Origin of the sequence: Desulfobotulus sp. (assembly GCF_034006065.1) — a bacterium.
GTDB lineage: Bacteria > Desulfobacterota > Desulfobacteria > Desulfobacterales > ASO4-4 > Desulfobotulus.
Genome location: NZ_JAVETM010000023.1, coordinates 43401 through 58115, shown reverse-complemented (window position 1 = coordinate 58115; position 14715 = coordinate 43401). Strand labels below are relative to the sequence as shown.

Sequence of the window (14715 nt, the reverse complement as noted above, 5' to 3'; positions counted from 1 at the left end):
CTGTGTGGGAGAGTAGGACGCCGCCGGATTCTTTTGAAACGCCCTGTCTTTGGTGATCATCACCACAAGACAGGGCGTTTTTTTATTTGGGATGGGGGAAGGGGAAGATTTTTTTCTCTTCAGCCCCGAATCCTTCGAACGGTCCTATGGGCACATTGTCGGAAGAAAGCATGCCGAAGGGGGCATGCTTTCCAGAAAAGAGGGCTGAACGTTTTTTCAAAGCGTGTTTTCAAACAAAAAACCCATCCGGTCTCTTTATGAGACGGATGGGCTTCTTTTTTTATGGTGGAGCTGAGGGGGATCGAACCCCTGACCTCATGGCTGCCAGCCATGCGCTCTCCCAGCTGAGCTACAACCCCATAACAAACAACGGGCTACTTATAGGGCAGACGATCTTGTGTGTCAATGTTTTTTTGATCCTTTTTTACCCTGGGGCCTTAGAGGAGTTGTATGGCCAGCTCAGAAAGTGCGGAGCGTTCTCCTTTTACAAGGTCGATATGGGCATGCTTTTCCTGCCCCTCCATCTTTTCAATAAGATAGCTAAGTCCGTTGGACTGGCCATCCAGATAAGGATGATCAATCTGAAAGATATCTCCGGTGAAAACAATTTTGGTATTTTCTCCCGCGCGGGTCAGAATGGTTTTAACCTCATGGGGGGTCAGGTTCTGGGCTTCATCAATGATGAAGTAAATGCGCACGAGGCTGCGTCCCCGGATGTAGGGGAGGGGAGAAATGACGATTTTTTCATCTTCCATGAGTTCTTTGACGCGTTGGTTTTTTTTGTCGTGGGAAGAAAACTGGTTCTGGATGACCGTGAGATTATCAAAAAGGGGCTGCATATAAGGATCAAGCTTGGATTTCACATCCCCCGGAAGATAACCAAGATCCCGATTGCTTAAGGGCACATTGGGTCTTGCGATGAAGATCTGGCGGTAATTGGCCTTACGTTCCAATGCTGCGGCCAGAGCCAGCAGGGTTTTACCTGTTCCTGCCTTGCCAGTGATGGTGACAAGAGGAATATCATCATTGAGGAGTGCATCCAGGGCAAAGGTCTGCTCTGCGTTTCTCGGTGAAATGCCATAGGCGTTGGGTTTTTCAACCTTACGGATTTTGCGGCGTGCGGCATCCAGGGTGACGAGGACCGATTTTTTATCACATCGAAGAATGGCGTACTCGTTGGGTTTCATTGGGGGGGACAAGGGAAATTCTTCGGGTTCTGCTTCAAAGGGGTTTTGATGCATGCGGTCGATGAAGGCAGGGTCCACATTTTCTTGTGTTCGGTATCCAGAGTAGAGCTCCCGGATGTCCCGGACATGATCTGTGGTGTAATCCTCGGATTTCAGGCCCAGAGCTTTGGCTTTCATGCGGAGGTTGACATCTTTTGTGACCAGCACAACCTCCCGGCCCGGATTTTCATCCCGGAGGCGGTAAGCGGTATTGAGGATGTGGTGGTCTGTTTTTTTTGTATCAAAGTTGCGGGCGACGTCTTCGTGGAAAACCTGCTGCAGGCAGATGGAGAGCCGACCTTTTTCTTCGCCTATGGGAACGCCACCATTAAAGAGCTGATTGCCGCTCATGCCGTCGATGGCGCGCAGGAATTCCCGGGCATGATAGTTCAATATGCCGCTTCCCCGCTTGAACTGATCCAGTTCTTCAATGACACTGATGGGAATGATAACGTCATTGTCTTTGAACTGGTAGAGACAGGCGCTGTCGTGGAGGATTACGTTGGTGTCCAGTACAAAAAATTTTCTGGCATGGGCTGGCATGGAATCTCCTTGAAATCTGTGACCATCAAGACGCCAGACGGCATTCCATTATCTCGGAATGCCGTCTGGGTACAAAACTGAAAAGAGGCGGAAAAATCAAAAACCCTCCACCAGGAAAGGCGTACAGCGGGTTGCAATGCTACCTCGCCGTATCCAGAGACGGATGCGTGAAACGGTACGACCATCTATGTCCACGATTTTGGGGAGTTCTTCCACAAAGGCGATGTCTTTGATGTGGAAATCATAATAAATAGGATCACACCCTTGGGGATCTGCGAGGAGAAAAATTTTTTCTCCATCATAGGGATGTTTTTTGGGTGTTCCACAAAAAGGAAGATGGTTTTTTTTCAGCATTCGGATACGATCCGTATCCGTAAACGAAACGATTTCAAGTTTGGGGATGGTTTCCAGAAAATGCATGATGCTCACGGAAAATCACCTCCTTGGCGTTGAAATATATGGCCTGACGGATTGGACGTTGAAAAGAAACGCTGCAAAAAAATATGAATGCCTCCCTGAAGGGGCTTTTTGGGGGTGCAGCCACGCCCTTGTTTATACCTGGATTTTTTATGCATGAAAAGGGTGGACAGATTTGGGGTGGTATCCTGCGATCAGATCCGCACAGGTATCTGGAATTTCAAGGGGAAAAAAGTGGCCTCTCCCTGCAAGGGTGTGGATGGTGGCGATGGGAAGCTCTTTTTGGAGGCGCAGGGCGGCATTTCTGGGAAAAAGATGGGAGTATTCCGCTCTTACGATATGTACAGGGCAGGAGATGGCTGATGCATGGCGCCAGGTATCCGGAGGCACGGTTTCATAGAAGCGGGCTTCAAGCTCAGGGGCACAGGCCAGCTCCAGGCCGCCATTGGGGAGCGGGCGCAGACCCTGATCCAGAAAGCCTTCAAAGCTATCCGGATCCCAGTAGCGGAACATACCTTTACCCTGGTAGTGCAGGGCCGCACTTGAGCGATCCGGGAAAATATGTCTTTTTTTGCGTGTAGCTTTGGGAAGGGAAAACCAGTTTTTTAATCCCAGTGTCTGGGTAAGACGGAAAAGGAGAATGTGGGGCGTTGGAAAAATAACGGGATCCAGGAGAATCAGCCTTGAAAAGAGATGGGGAAAACGTGCGGCCGCAGCGTAAAGAAAAAAAGCGCCCATGGAGTGTCCCACACCTATGACGGGACCTTGCTGGGTGACTTTCAGTATGTGGGCGATATCTTCAATGAAGGGATTCCAGTCCTGGAGAGGCAGAGTGCCCTCGCGGGTGGAGCGTCCGTGACCTCGTATATCCGCAGCTGTGATGGCATAACCCAGGGAATGGAGTTTTTTCAGCAAGGGGAGGTAGGCGGCGGCGCAGAGGCTGTTGCCGTGCAGAAAAAAAAACGATTCACCCGTTGTGTTATGATGGGATAAGAGATGGAGATTTCCTGGATTGGAAGGGAGAAAAACACTTTCAAAGGGCATGGCAACTCCGTTTTATGGGGCAGGGGGAATGACGCCCAAGCGGACCAGATCCTGTTTGAAGGATTCGGGGTCAAAAATTTTTCCTTCCCGCCATTGTCCCTGGTATTCCAGGGTGGGGACCACCCAGTCTTCTCCTCCGTTTACCGCAACAACCTGGGCGACCAAGGCAGGATCTGCCGTTTCGATATTGATGACGGTAAAGGCAATGGCATGGGCCTCCAGCCATTCAATGGCTTGCTGACAGTGGGGGCACCAGGAAGCACTGTAGACATGCAGCATATTCTTTCCTCTCGCAAGTTAAAAAAGGTTTTCAGGATTCAAAGCTGAGCTCCATGGTGAAGGTGCTGTCTGCGATGGTAAAGGGGACGGCGATTTTGGGGCCATCGGTGATATGTTTGAGTTCATGGCCTTCACCGGAAGCCACACTGGGGATGGCACCTTCATAAATCACCCCCATGGCTTCCAGGTCTCTGCGGGCCTGGCCGGAAATCATGTTGGCCAACTCGCCTGCGGCTTCAGACACGTCATCCGTAAGGCTGTCCACCGTTTCGCCAAACATACTGGATACGATGGCAAGGATGGCTTTTTTCTGGAAGCTGATGGAGAGAGTGGCATGGGAAGGACCCGTCATACCGACAATGGCGCTGACATCCCCTGTGGCTTTGTTGTCTTTTTTTAAAAAGGGTTTTCCTGGTACGGGTTTGATGAAAGCCATGGTGGAGATGACATTGATGGTGGCGTTGATGAAAGGATTGACGTGTTCAGCTTTCATGGAAACCTCTGATGGGCGGAAGGATCAAGGGACTTGTCTCCATAGCGTCGGACCGTGGGGGTGTGCCTCAGAATGCAGACAGAGCATAAGCGTATGATGGATGAAAGGTAGCAGATGGTGGTAAACGATGCAATGCTTTCATGGTTTTGCTTTGATTTCGGAAATCATGCAATTCCAAGAAGATCGCAGGGCCTGAGATTCTCACAGAAAGGAGGCTTTTTTCCCTCCAGTGCGCACCAGGCCATGTATCCTTCAGGGAGTGAAATGGGGTGCAGGTGAAAGGCCGTGAGGGGCGTGGAGACCGGAGAAGAAAGGACGTCGATGGTGTGGGGAGGGTGGAGAAAGCCCGTTCCCATGGCTTTTAATACGGCTTCTTTGCGTGTCCAGATCATGAAAAAGAGGCGGTGGGGATGAGCGCTTTTTTCCATGGCGGTTTTTTCCGGAACTGTAAAAATTTTTTCTGTGCAACTTAAGGCGGGTCTGTTCATATGCTCCACATCCACACCGATGGGGCCTTGGGAAAGCCCACAGATTACAAAATCCCCTGCGTGGGAGATGCTGAAGGCGGGACCCTGGGGGAAAAAGGGCCTATGGCTTTCAGGGGTACGTCGCCAGGTTGAGAAATCATAAGAATAGCCCAGCTGTCTCAGTCCATGACGTAAAAGCAATTTTCCCCCAAGGCTGCGGCATTGGTCTTCTTTGCGTCGGAAACGCAGGACTTCTTGTTGCATGGCCTCGGGGAAAAGGCCGAGTCCCCGGTGGATGTGGGGCGCTTCTAAGGCGAGAACCCTGGAAAGGATGAATACTGCGGGAAGCCTGGACATGGACCTTCCTTAAAAAGTTTCAAGTAGGGTTTGTGTTTCGGATAAAGAATGTATAAAAATTCCATTCATATTTTTTAAGAAGCTGGAGATGGTAGCGGAGAATATTTTTTTAAGGGCCTTGCTGTGTGAGGAGTCTTTACTATGTTTAGCATGACTTTTGTGGGTGGGTGTTGCCTGGTTTCTGGTTTTTTTCTTTTTGTTTTCAAAGGTGTGGCAGCTTTCATGGAAAAGGATTTTCCCCTTGCGGACCTGAGCCTGGAGCAGGTTCTGGATCCTGAATCCCTGGAATGGGTGGAGAATCTTCCCTGGGAAGGACTTCAGATTTTTGCGGATCAGGTACTGGCAACTCCCCTTTATCTGCATTGTTTGGTTTTTGGTGTTTTCTTCCTTGTTCTGGGCGGTATCCGGGGAAGGTAGCAAGCCCTGGGGATGGGAGCGCGAATTTTTTAAGGCTATTTTTTCAGAAAAAAGAGTGCCTTGCAAGCATGGAGAGTGTGAAAAGAACGATGTTCCCGCATGCGTGGATCACCATGGGGGCAACAAGGCTTCCGGAAAGACCATAGGCCAGGCCAAAGGCAAAACCTCCGATCCACTGGGGGATGTGGACACCGGGATGTACCAGGGCAAAGGCTGCGGTGCTGATACAAAGTGCAGGAATCCATCCGAATTGTTTTAAATAGCCGAAAAGAAATCCCCTGAAAAAAAGTTCTTCCGCCACAGGGGCGATGAGACCCCCGACCACAAAAAAAAGGGTGAGATTTAAAGGGTCTGCGGGAAGGGTGACCCGGATCATCCGCAAGGGGTCCATGCCCCAGAGCCAGAGTGCTGAGCCTGCGGCGAAGGCGAACAGCGCCATGAGCGCGCATCCCGTAAGGCCTGCCTTCAGACCGGCGCCATGGCGACGCGGATCCAGCCCAGCGGCGCTCAGGGAAAAACCACGCGCCCGTAAGAGCCCGAAGAGTGCCGCGCACTGGATGAGGCGCAGCAGGCCAAGGCGGGCGAGGAAGGGCCAGGATTCGGGTAAAATCCCTGCAGTGACTTCAAAGCCAAGAATAAGGGCAGAGGCCACGAGCAGGGTGAAAAGGTCTGGATAAGAGGCGGGGCTGGCGAAATGACGGGTCATGGGATCTTTTTTCTTCCTGATGACGATGATTTCCGGGTCCGGGTTCATGGGATCCGTGGCAGGGGCCCCAACCTTTTCAGGGCCTGAAAGGCATACCATTGTACATAAGGATGTTCGCTGGCCCGGAGAGTCCGTAAAATGGCTTCCTGGGCCATTTTCGTCTGGTGCAGCCTGGGGGCTGCGAGGGAAAGGGCCTCCACGGTCTTGCAGACCACATTGGGGTTGGGGTCATTGAGTGCCTGAAGCAAAAGTTCCCAGTGGGTTTCCGAAGGCCTGCTGCCAAGGAAGGTTACGGTCCAGTAACGTTCCGCGGGATCCTTGCCCTCAAGGTTGCGTCGGAGAACTGTTTCGGAGACATCGAGCTTTTTACCCTTAGCAGCAGCACGCATGGCGTGGAGACGTTCACTGCGTTTTTCGGAAAAAAGATAGGTGTTCAGCACTTCAGGTTTTTGTGGGCCTTTCCGGGCCTCTCCCAGAAAATACAGGGGAAGGAGGAGGCTCAGACCTGTAAGGAGGCAAAGAAGGGAGGCAAGAAAGGATGCCGTAGGCCTGTCAAAGATCCAGGCAAAGATACGGCGGAGGGGGCAAAAGGCCAGGGCGTAGAGCAGGATGGGAAAGCCGGGTACAAGGCAGAAGAGAATGAGACTTCGGAAGGGGCCCATGCGATCCCCATCCAGGGTGGCGGTATTGAGGGCCTTTCCGGGAGCGTGAGCAAATTCTTCCTTGGAAATGCCAGTGGCTTTCAGCGTACTGCCAGAGACCATAAGGTGCTCGCCTTCTTGCCTGAGATGGATGTGGGGGCGCAGACCCGGTTGAGTCCGATGCCAGCCCCAGGCACGCAGTTCTTCTTCTGTTTGTGGGGAAAGGGGGATATCGCTTGTGTAGGTTTTCAGCTGGCGGGCAGCGATGGGTTTGATGACTTCGGCTGCGGGCAGGGTGTAGCGGTAGTAGGCATCGCTGATGGCAAGTCCTGTGCGAGAAGACAGGAGAAGGCTGTCCCGGATATCGATGAACATACCTTTTCCCAGAAGGGGCAGGGCGGCGCAGGCCAGGATCACCAGGGGGATGAGGTGGGCCAGTTTGTGAAAGGGGGATTCGTGTATGGAGCTTTGGGGCATGCGCGCGACGGTGCTTTTCCAGGTGATGGGAGGAATGAGCAGTGCCCAGAGGCTGGGAAAGAGTACAGGGCCGTTCTGATTGACAAAGAAGAGGAGGCCTACCCAAAGTCCTGCGGCGGGAAAGGTGATCCATCGGCGATCCGGCACCAGTGTGCAACTGGCCCAGGCCAGGGCAAAGGTGATGAGGGTGAGCCCTGCACCCACGGACAATACAAAGAGAAGGGCGGCAAAAAGTCCCATGTCCATGGCGGCGAGTGTTGCGATGGCGGGTCCGTGGGGTACGGTGAGAATGCCTGAGGCCTCAAGGTTGATGGCGTTGTGGATGACGGGATCCATGCAGCGTTGAATCTGTATGAAGGCGAGGATTTCCGCCGTAAGCAGTCCGGGGAGGAGGATGGACAGAACAGGGACAAAGCGGTGCATCGGAGTTTTCCGTATCAGGTGTTGTGTGAAAAATCAGGGAAGGCAGGGGGGCTGCAGGACGCGGCGTTTCCCTGTTCCTTGGGCATGTGAGGAATCTTATAGCAGGAAGCAGGGGGGGATGCCATAAAAAGCCACAGGTCTCTTCTGGGTTTTCCGGGCCAAAGTTCCTGAAGCGGAGTGGGGGGCAAGGGAAGAAAGCCTCCTTGAAAAATGAAGGGGGGCTTTTGGGATCAGAAATCTTTTGGCTTTTGGTATCAGGAGATCATATGGGAAAAACAGCAGGTACATGGTATAGGGATGCCTCTTTTTGCGGGACATCCCTTCATGCCTTTATGCCGCAGATGCGAGCCTGCCCAGATCTTTTGTCCGGATCAGCCCCGCCTCCACGGCGGAGCGGGCCAGCTCTTCCCGGAAGGCGGGATGGGCGATGGGAATGAGGGCTTTTACCCGGTCGGGAATGCTTTTTAAGGAGAGATCCGCCACGCCAAATTCCGTGACAATGTACTGAACATCGCTTCGGGGGGTGGTGACGGTGGTGCCGGGATCAAGGGAAAGCTGGATGCGGGAGAGGGTATGTTTTCTGGCCGTGGATTTCAGGGCAATGAAGGATTTGCCGCCCTCGGACATCTGGGCTCCCCGTACGAAATCCAACTGCCCGCCCGTGGCACTGTACTGCTCAAAACCCAACGCCTCCGCAGCCACCTGACCCGTGAGATCCACGGCGAGGGCGCTGTTCACGGAAATGAAGTTTTTGTGGCGGCCGATGAGGTAGGGGTTGTTCACATATTTTGTGGGATGCATTTCCACAATCCCGCTTTTTTCAAGGAATTCGTAATCTTTGGTTCTGCCGAGGCAGAAGGTGCAGACGATTTTACCGGGATGCAGGTCTTTTTTTGTCCCTGTGATGACCCCCTTTTCAAAGAGATTCACCATGGAAGGGGTGAGTACTTCCGTGTGAATGCCAAGATCCCTTTTGCTGTCCAGCATGTCGCCCACGGCATTGGCCAGCTTGCCGATGCCCAGCTGCAGGGTGGCGCCGTCGGGAATGAAGGGCGCGATGTGGGCCGCAATGGCGGCTTCCTCTGCATCCGGTGTGAGATCCGGAAGCTCGAAGAGGGGCCGGTCCACTTCGCAGAGCATGTCCACCTCGCTGAGGTGGAGGCTGACCTCAGGCCCCGTGACCCTCGGCACCCTGGGATTGACCTGCACCACCACCTTTTTTGCGTTGCCAAGCAGGGATTTGCCCACCATGGGTGCACAGGGGCCAATCCCCATAAAGCCCTGATCGTCGGGGGGCGATACCTCAAGAAAGACCGTATCCACCGCCTTTCCTCCGAAAAAATCCGAAAGTCTGCTGAAGTGGACGCTGATGGGAGTCACAACGCCCAGCGCCATGCACATCCGTTCCACAGGGCCCATGAAGGCAGAATGATAATGGATGCGGCCAAGCTGCTCCTGACCGAGAAAGTCCGGCAGATACACAAGAAGGGCGGAATACATCTGCACGTCCCGGATATCGGGTCTTGCGGAAAGGGCATTGATCAGCTCCAGCGGAAACCCTGCGGCCGGGCCTGCGGCAATGGTGTCTTGGGATTTCACATGGGCGGTGCAGTCTGCGGCGGAGCGGCGTTTGCTGGCGTAAAGTTCCTGAAGGTTCATGGTTTCTCCTTGTGGGGGATGCTGGAAAAATTTCCCTGAGTCCCCATCCTGCATATCAAAGGCCGTGCCACGGAAAAATTTCCCATGAAATCAGGACTTGCCGGAAAGCCCTTTCCGGTCTATAACGAAATATCGTTTTGGATCAAACGCTATTTCGTGAAAGGTTCGATATATGGTGAATGGCGGAGAGGAGCATTTCCGGGAAGTGACCCGCCGCATCTGCGGCAGTCTGGATCTGGATCAGGCTCTGTACGAGGTTTTCTGTTACATGAGGCATCTTCTCCCGCTGGATGCCCTGTTCATCACCCTCTACGAGTACGAGAAACGGCGCTCCAGGGTGATCGCGCTGGCCTATGAGGGGGGCGGCATTCTTCTGGACGAGCCCTTTCCCCTTTCCGACGCAGCCTGGGAGTCCATCCGGGCCTGGCAGGCCGAATCCCGCTCCGACACCACGCCCTGGCTCCGGGATCACACCCATCCCATCAATCGGGAAATCCTCCGCACGGTGAGAAACGGCGTGGCCGGTGTGCGACAGATGGAAATCGGGGATTTCTGCAGCATGACCTGCGGACTTCGCATCCAGAAGACCCTCATCGGCAACCTCACCTTCGGAGCCCTTGGGGCCAACCATTATCAGGAAAGCCATGCGGCCCTGGTGCGGGAAGTGAACGAGCCCTTTGCCATCGCCCTGTCCAATGCCCTGCGCTACATGGATCTGGTGCGGGATCACCGGGCCTTGCAGCGGGATGCCCGGCACATGGGTGCGAACGTGATGATCGGCGCGGACAGCGGCCTTAAGGATGTGCGCCGATTGATTTCCCATGTGGCGCCCACGGACAGTCCCGTTCTTCTCCTCGGCGAGACGGGCACGGGAAAGGAGGTGGTGGCCTCGGAAATCCACTCCCTTTCCCGCAGATCCCAGGGCCCCTTCATTCGGGTCAACTGCGGGGCCATTCCCGAATCCCTCATTGATTCCGAGCTTTTCGGCCATGAAAAGGGGGCCTTCACCGGAGCCGTGGAAACCATGCCCGGCCGTTTTGAACGGGCCGACGGCGGCACCCTTTTTCTTGATGAAATCGGCGAGCTGCCCCCCAACGCCCAGGTGAAGCTTCTGCGGGTGCTGCAGAGCGGTGAGTTCGAGCGGGTGGGTGGAGCCCGCACCCTGAAGGCCAGTGTGCGTATTCTGGCCGCCACCCACAGAAACCTCGAATCCCTCATGACTTCCGGCGACTTCCGGCGGGATCTCTGGTATCGACTCAATGTCTTTCCCCTGCATATCCCGCCCTTACGGGAGAGACGGCAGGACATCCCCGCCATGGTGCATCATTTCATCCGGGTCAAATGCGAGGAAATGAACCTTCCCTACAGGCCGGACATCGCAGAAGGAGGGCTTGAGGCCCTCATGGCCTATGACTGGCCGGGTAATGTCCGGGAATTGCAGAATGTGGTGGAAAGGGCACTGATCCTCTGTCAGGGGCGGCCCCTGGCCTTTCCCGCCTTTCCGGGAAAAAGCCGGGAGGGGGCGATGGAAAAAAGGAGGCCGGGCAGGGAGGATCTGTCCCTGGACGGGGTCATGACAAGTCATATCCGTTTTGTTCTGGGAGAGACGGGGGGGAGGATAGCCGGAAAAAACGGGGCTGCGGCCCTCCTTGGCCTGCATCCCAATACCCTGAGAAGCCGCATGAAAAAGCTCGGGATGCTGTAGAAATTCGCTTTTTTCCGGGCTGTGTGTTCTCCGGTAAAAGGAGCTCCGGGGAACACACGGATAAAAAATGATTCGGAGCCATCCGGCCGCGCTGTGGATGCTGCCGGATGTGCTGGCTCCAGGCGGATCAGGAACTGGCGTAGGCCATTTCGCAGTTCTGATTAATCCTGAAGACCTGCATCATGATGGCATGGTCGATCATGCCCACCCCCTGGGCAAGGGCTTCAAGCATATCCTGTTCTTCATAGCCCTGTTCCTTCAGTTTTGTCATATCCTCGGGAGTGATGGAATCCGGTTTTTTGATGGCGCGGATGACGAAGTCGAGCATGGTGCTTTCATTTTCCTCAAGCATGGATCTGCCGGGATCTTCCTCCATGATCCGGAGGGCTTCGTCGTCATAGCCCAGTTTTTTCAGGAAATGCCGGTTGAGGTCCATGCAGTAGCCGTAATCAAGGGTTTTTGATGCCAGATAACGGATATGGCCGAGCAGGGCGAAGCTCAGTTTCGGATGCTTGCTGAAATACTGGATACGTTTGAGCTGCAATTCGAAGAGTGCCGGGCTGAGGCTCATCAGCTGCATGGGCTGCGGGATGGTTCCGACGTTTTTCATGAACATGTCATAGCCTTCCTTGATAATCCCTGTTGCATTCTCCGGTGCTACCGTGGTCACGAATGCCATATCGTTCCTCCTGCATGAATGGGTGGGGGCGGCCTTTGTACCGACCGCTTTGAATTTCCCTGGACGATAGCGGGGAATGATGTATAAGTGAAATTAATATGTATAATGAAAACCATAAGCTTGGATAATTGAAAACTAATGTATAATCTTGAAATTAAACATTTGCGCATGATCTGCGCTCTGGCGGAGAGCGGCAACATGACCCGGGCTGCGGAAAAACTCTTCATCACCCAGTCCGCCCTGAGTCAGCAGCTGAAGGATATTGAGACGCGGCTGGGAACGGACCTCTTTTTCCGGACACGCAAAAAAATGATCATTACCGAAAGCGGCAGGCAGCTCCAGAAGATGGCGGTGGAGGTGCTGGAAGCCGTTGAACGGGCTGAGCGGGACATCTCGCGTAAGACCCGGGGGGAAAAGGGTGAGCTGAAGGTCGGCACCCAGTGCATTTTCTGCTATAAATGGCTGCCTCAGGTGCTTCAGCTTTTCCATGCCAGATTTCCCCATATCGAAATTGAGATCGGTAACAGCGTGGATCTCGTCGAAGAACTTGAAGAAAAAAAATATGACCTGGTGATTTCCGGGGCCATTTCGCCTACGGAGATCCATACGGCTGTTCCGCTTTTTGAGGATCAATTGGTCTGCGTCCTTCCCGAAGAGCATCCGCTGGCCGCCTGCACGTTTCTGCACCTGAGCGATTTCGGGAATGTCAGTCTCATCTCCCATGCTGACAGGGCAAGGAACAGATTTTATCAGCAGATTCTGAAACCGGCGGGTGTCGAACCCCGGAGGATCATGAATGTGGGGGCACCCCAGGCCATCCTTGAAATGGTGATGGCGGGTTTCGGTATTGCCGTCCTCCCGCGCTGGGCGGTGGCTGAGGTTCTTCCGGTCTGGCCGGTTACAGCGCGGCCGATTACCCGGAAGGGCCTTCCCCTTACCTGGTATGCCGCCTACCTGACCCGCAGCAACATTCCGATCTATCAGCAGGAATTCATCAGGAGCATCAGCAGGTTGAAGGTTACTGAAGAGGGGCGGACGGCGGCACTCTGAAAAAAAAGGGGGGGAAGAAAGCTGGAGCCGCTTTTTTTTTTCAGCTTCCCACCAAAAAAAACGCAGAGTGCCTCACCCTGTGATGCACCGGGTGTGCTATAGATTTTTCATGGCAAGATCCTCACCATCCCTTCTTGTATTCAAAAAAGGGAGAGCGCATGACAGCGGAAGACTCCGGAACAAAGGGCAATTTCGATTTTCTGAAAAACCATGGCCCCATTTTTTCCGAACTGGCCCTGCCTGCGGAAGAGGCTTTTGCCAGCGATCCCAATAGCACCTTCTATCAGGGCAACAGTGCCATACGGGGTTCACGGGATGCCATCCGTGAAGCCTTCAAATACGGTCTGATTGAAGACGGAGAAAGCTGGATGGAAACCATTCAGACAAGAAACCAGACACCCCATGCCTACCCGCCGCATGGCAGAGGCAGTGGTGGAAACGGTTCTGGGCAGTTACTGCGGCCTTTTCAGGGACTTTGAGCGCAGGATGGAAGAGATTGAGAGAGAAGAGCATGGAAGGGGATAGGGCCTTCGGGCTGCCGGACGGTGTTCTTGCAAAAATCATTGAAGCGGTTTTTGCATGTGAGGGTGTCAGAGAGCTGCTTCTCTTCGGCTCAAGGGCAAAGGACAATTTTCGCACCGGATCAGATATTGACCTTGCCCTCGTGGGAGAGGGGTTGACCCTGAAGGAGCTGAACCGTATCCGTGTGCGGCTGGATGACCTCTGCCTTCCCTACACCATCGACCTTGTGGATTACGGAAATATTGAGGCTCTGCGGGTAAAGGCGCACATTGACGGCAAAGGCATTGTGCTGGCATCCCGGAAGGAAAAAAACGACTCTCTTCTCCCTGAACCCCCTCTTTTATCCTCATATATCAGGAGGCCCCAATGAAAAAACTGCTCCTGCTCATCGCTGTTCTCACACTCGGCGGCTGCATGGGCATGCCCCAGTCCCTCCGGCCTGTTACGGATTTTGAGCTGAACCGCTACCTTGGAAAATGGTACGAGATTGCCCGTCTGGATCATTCCTTTGAAAGGGGCCTGAGCCATGTCAGTGCGGAATATACGCTGAGAAAGGACGGAGGGGTGAGGGTTCTGAACCGGGGCTTTCTGGCATCGGAAAACCGCTGGAAGGAGGCCGAGGGCAAGGCCTATTTTGTGGGCAAAAGCTCGGAAGGCTACCTGAAAGTCTCCTTTTTTGGCCCCTTTTACGGCGCCTATGTGATTTTCGGGCTGGATACTGAAAACTATCAGTATGCCTTTGTTTCAGGGCCAGACACAAAGTATCTCTGGCTTCTCTCCCGGACACCTGCCGTGGAGCCGCAAATTCTTGAAAAATTTATCGAAACCTCCAAAGCTGCCGGTTTTGATACGGATGCCCTGATTTTTGTGGAGCAGAACTGAGGAAGGGAGCATCGCTTTTTCCATCCCGCTACGGAACCCTCCGGATATGCCAGCAGGGGTGGCAGTGGCAGAGATGTTGGCGCAAACAAAGGTATCGGGCCTTTCCTGTTTTTTACAAATGCTTGAAATCAAGTCTTTTATGGCGTGGCATGAAGTGTGCTTTTGTTCGTTCTGCCGGATGGACAGGCCTTTTCGGATCAACAGGCAAAGGAGGTAAGACCATGAATACGCTGATCCCACTCCGCTCCACGCTTTTCTGTACAGGCCGGGTTTTTTTGCTCATCGCTGCGCTGACATTTCTGACCGCAGGACATCTTTTTGCCCGAACCTTCGTCTGTCAAAACAACCCCGACTACTTCAGCAAGCGCTGCACCCTCCACCCTTACGCCGTTACCAGGATTGTGGATGGTAAGGTTGTCAAGGGGCATCTTGTGGGGTGCCAGTTTAAATCTTACACCTGCATAGACGGGATATGCAGGGATAATTACGGATATTCCGAGATTCCTTATGACATTTCCATGGATGATCATCAGGGGTTTTGCAGTCTGCTCTGCAACAATCCCTCCTGCAACGATCCCCAGGGATGGCGGTAATCTTTTCAGGGAGAACGTATCCAGTATTCCGGAGGATTATCGGTATGTCCATGAGATCATGGGAATGCCAGTCCTGTCCCATGCGGACGGGTGAAGAATTTATGATGAAATATGGGTAAAAGCAGTAAGGACAGA

At 53.6% G+C, this 14715-nt stretch carries 17 protein-coding genes and 1 tRNA gene; 7 read left to right on the top strand and 11 right to left on the bottom strand.

Features of this window, described 5'->3' with window-relative positions; genetic code table 11:
• Window positions 1–283: 283 nt before the first annotated feature.
• The 7 genes from RBR60_RS09920 to RBR60_RS09890 form a co-directional block, all read right to left on the bottom strand.
• A tRNA-Ala gene (locus RBR60_RS09920) sits at window positions 284–359 on the bottom strand.
• A 78-nt stretch (window positions 360–437) separates the two neighbouring features.
• Window positions 438–1769: a PhoH family protein gene (locus tag RBR60_RS09915; protein WP_320356267.1), complete on the bottom strand. Its 1332-nt coding sequence runs from the start codon at window positions 1767–1769 to the stop codon at window positions 438–440.
• A gap of 96 nt (window positions 1770–1865) precedes the next feature.
• Window positions 1866–2198: an inorganic pyrophosphatase Ppa gene (locus tag RBR60_RS09910; RefSeq protein ID WP_320356264.1), complete on the bottom strand. Its 333-nt coding sequence runs from the start codon at window positions 2196–2198 to the stop codon at window positions 1866–1868.
• 138 nt (window positions 2199–2336) lie between these two features.
• Window positions 2337–3230, bottom strand: coding sequence for an alpha/beta hydrolase (locus tag RBR60_RS09905; RefSeq protein WP_320356262.1), 894 nt, complete (start codon window positions 3228–3230; stop codon window positions 2337–2339).
• A 12-nt stretch (window positions 3231–3242) separates the two neighbouring features.
• Window positions 3243–3509: a glutaredoxin family protein gene (locus tag RBR60_RS09900; RefSeq protein WP_320356260.1), complete on the bottom strand. Its 267-nt coding sequence runs from the start codon at window positions 3507–3509 to the stop codon at window positions 3243–3245.
• A 31-nt stretch (window positions 3510–3540) separates the two neighbouring features.
• On the bottom strand, window positions 3541–4002 hold the full coding sequence (locus RBR60_RS09895) for a chemotaxis protein CheX (protein ID WP_320356258.1): 462 nt from the start codon (window positions 4000–4002) through the stop codon (window positions 3541–3543).
• Window positions 4003–4166: 164 nt separating this feature from the next.
• A complete protein-coding gene (locus RBR60_RS09890; RefSeq protein ID WP_320356255.1) occupies window positions 4167–4826 on the bottom strand; it encodes a 4'-phosphopantetheinyl transferase family protein in 660 nt (219 codons plus the stop codon).
• 141 nt (window positions 4827–4967) lie between these two features.
• Between RBR60_RS09890 and RBR60_RS09885 the strand changes: the two genes are divergently transcribed.
• Window positions 4968–5243, top strand: a complete 276-nt coding sequence (locus tag RBR60_RS09885; RefSeq protein ID WP_320356253.1) for a hypothetical protein — start codon at window positions 4968–4970, stop codon at window positions 5241–5243.
• A gap of 43 nt (window positions 5244–5286) precedes the next feature.
• Here the strand turns inward: RBR60_RS09885 and RBR60_RS09880 are convergent, their stop codons facing one another.
• The 3 genes from RBR60_RS09880 to RBR60_RS09870 form a co-directional block, all read right to left on the bottom strand.
• Window positions 5287–5997 carry a CPBP family intramembrane glutamic endopeptidase gene (locus RBR60_RS09880; protein WP_320356251.1) on the bottom strand — a complete coding sequence of 237 codons (711 nt, stop codon included), beginning with the start codon at window positions 5995–5997 and terminating at the stop codon, window positions 5287–5289.
• Window positions 5994–7490 (bottom strand): HEAT repeat domain-containing protein, encoded by a 1497-nt coding sequence (locus RBR60_RS09875; protein ID WP_320356249.1) that lies wholly within the window; start codon window positions 7488–7490, stop codon window positions 5994–5996. The genes RBR60_RS09880 and RBR60_RS09875 overlap by 4 nt, the downstream gene beginning before the upstream one ends.
• A 330-nt stretch (window positions 7491–7820) precedes the next feature.
• On the bottom strand, window positions 7821–9149 hold the full coding sequence (locus RBR60_RS09870) for an acetyl-CoA hydrolase/transferase family protein (RefSeq protein ID WP_320356247.1): 1329 nt from the start codon (window positions 9147–9149) through the stop codon (window positions 7821–7823).
• Between the two features lie 172 nt (window positions 9150–9321).
• Between RBR60_RS09870 and RBR60_RS09865 the strand changes: the two genes are divergently transcribed.
• Window positions 9322–10854: a sigma-54 dependent transcriptional regulator gene (locus RBR60_RS09865; RefSeq protein WP_320356245.1), complete on the top strand. Its 1533-nt coding sequence runs from the start codon at window positions 9322–9324 to the stop codon at window positions 10852–10854.
• Between the two features lie 127 nt (window positions 10855–10981).
• Here the strand turns inward: RBR60_RS09865 and RBR60_RS09860 are convergent, their stop codons facing one another.
• Complete coding sequence (locus RBR60_RS09860; protein ID WP_320356243.1) at window positions 10982–11533, bottom strand: hypothetical protein; 552 nt, start codon at window positions 11531–11533, stop codon at window positions 10982–10984.
• 138 nt (window positions 11534–11671) lie between these two features.
• Between RBR60_RS09860 and RBR60_RS09855 the strand changes: the two genes are divergently transcribed.
• From RBR60_RS09855 to RBR60_RS09835, 5 genes are all read left to right on the top strand, one after another.
• Entirely contained in the window at window positions 11672–12583 is a 912-nt protein-coding gene (locus RBR60_RS09855; protein ID WP_320356241.1) for a LysR family transcriptional regulator, read from the top strand.
• A gap of 158 nt (window positions 12584–12741) precedes the next feature.
• A complete protein-coding gene (locus RBR60_RS09850) occupies window positions 12742–13062 on the top strand; it encodes a nucleotidyltransferase substrate binding protein (RefSeq protein WP_320356239.1) in 321 nt (106 codons plus the stop codon).
• A 17-nt stretch (window positions 13063–13079) separates the two neighbouring features.
• Window positions 13080–13475 carry a nucleotidyltransferase domain-containing protein gene (locus RBR60_RS09845; protein WP_320356237.1) on the top strand — a complete coding sequence of 132 codons (396 nt, stop codon included), beginning with the start codon at window positions 13080–13082 and terminating at the stop codon, window positions 13473–13475.
• Complete coding sequence (locus tag RBR60_RS09840; protein WP_320356235.1) at window positions 13472–13987, top strand: lipocalin family protein; 516 nt, start codon at window positions 13472–13474, stop codon at window positions 13985–13987. The genes RBR60_RS09845 and RBR60_RS09840 overlap by 4 nt, the downstream gene beginning before the upstream one ends.
• Before the next feature lie 221 nt (window positions 13988–14208).
• Window positions 14209–14580 carry a hypothetical protein gene (locus tag RBR60_RS09835; protein WP_320356233.1) on the top strand — a complete coding sequence of 124 codons (372 nt, stop codon included), beginning with the start codon at window positions 14209–14211 and terminating at the stop codon, window positions 14578–14580.
• Window positions 14581–14715: the final 135 nt, after the last annotated feature.

Bases quoted from the DNA above. Each gene is read 5' to 3' on its own strand.
- RBR60_RS09850 (WP_320356239.1), top strand. From the start codon at position 12,742: ATGACAGCGGAAGACTCCGGAACAAAGGGCAATTTCGATTTTCTGAAA.
- RBR60_RS09855 (WP_320356241.1), top strand. From the start codon at position 11,672: ATGTATAATCTTGAAATTAAACATTTGCGCATGATCTGCGCTCTGGCG.
- RBR60_RS09875 (WP_320356249.1), bottom strand. From the start codon at position 7,490: ATGCACCGCTTTGTCCCTGTTCTGTCCATCCTCCTCCCCGGACTGCTT.
- RBR60_RS09840 (WP_320356235.1), top strand. From the start codon at position 13,472: ATGAAAAAACTGCTCCTGCTCATCGCTGTTCTCACACTCGGCGGCTGC.
- RBR60_RS09870 (WP_320356247.1), bottom strand. From the start codon at position 9,149: ATGAACCTTCAGGAACTTTACGCCAGCAAACGCCGCTCCGCCGCAGAC.
- RBR60_RS09890 (WP_320356255.1), bottom strand. From the start codon at position 4,826: ATGTCCAGGCTTCCCGCAGTATTCATCCTTTCCAGGGTTCTCGCCTTA.
- RBR60_RS09895 (WP_320356258.1), bottom strand. From the start codon at position 4,002: ATGAAAGCTGAACACGTCAATCCTTTCATCAACGCCACCATCAATGTC.
- RBR60_RS09835 (WP_320356233.1), top strand. From the start codon at position 14,209: ATGAATACGCTGATCCCACTCCGCTCCACGCTTTTCTGTACAGGCCGG.
- RBR60_RS09860 (WP_320356243.1), bottom strand. From the start codon at position 11,533: ATGGCATTCGTGACCACGGTAGCACCGGAGAATGCAACAGGGATTATC.
- RBR60_RS09915 (WP_320356267.1), bottom strand. From the start codon at position 1,769: ATGCCAGCCCATGCCAGAAAATTTTTTGTACTGGACACCAACGTAATC.
- RBR60_RS09880 (WP_320356251.1), bottom strand. From the start codon at position 5,997: ATGAACCCGGACCCGGAAATCATCGTCATCAGGAAGAAAAAAGATCCC.
- RBR60_RS09865 (WP_320356245.1), top strand. From the start codon at position 9,322: ATGGTGAATGGCGGAGAGGAGCATTTCCGGGAAGTGACCCGCCGCATC.
- RBR60_RS09900 (WP_320356260.1), bottom strand. From the start codon at position 3,509: ATGCTGCATGTCTACAGTGCTTCCTGGTGCCCCCACTGTCAGCAAGCC.
- RBR60_RS09885 (WP_320356253.1), top strand. From the start codon at position 4,968: ATGTTTAGCATGACTTTTGTGGGTGGGTGTTGCCTGGTTTCTGGTTTT.
- RBR60_RS09905 (WP_320356262.1), bottom strand. From the start codon at position 3,230: ATGCCCTTTGAAAGTGTTTTTCTCCCTTCCAATCCAGGAAATCTCCAT.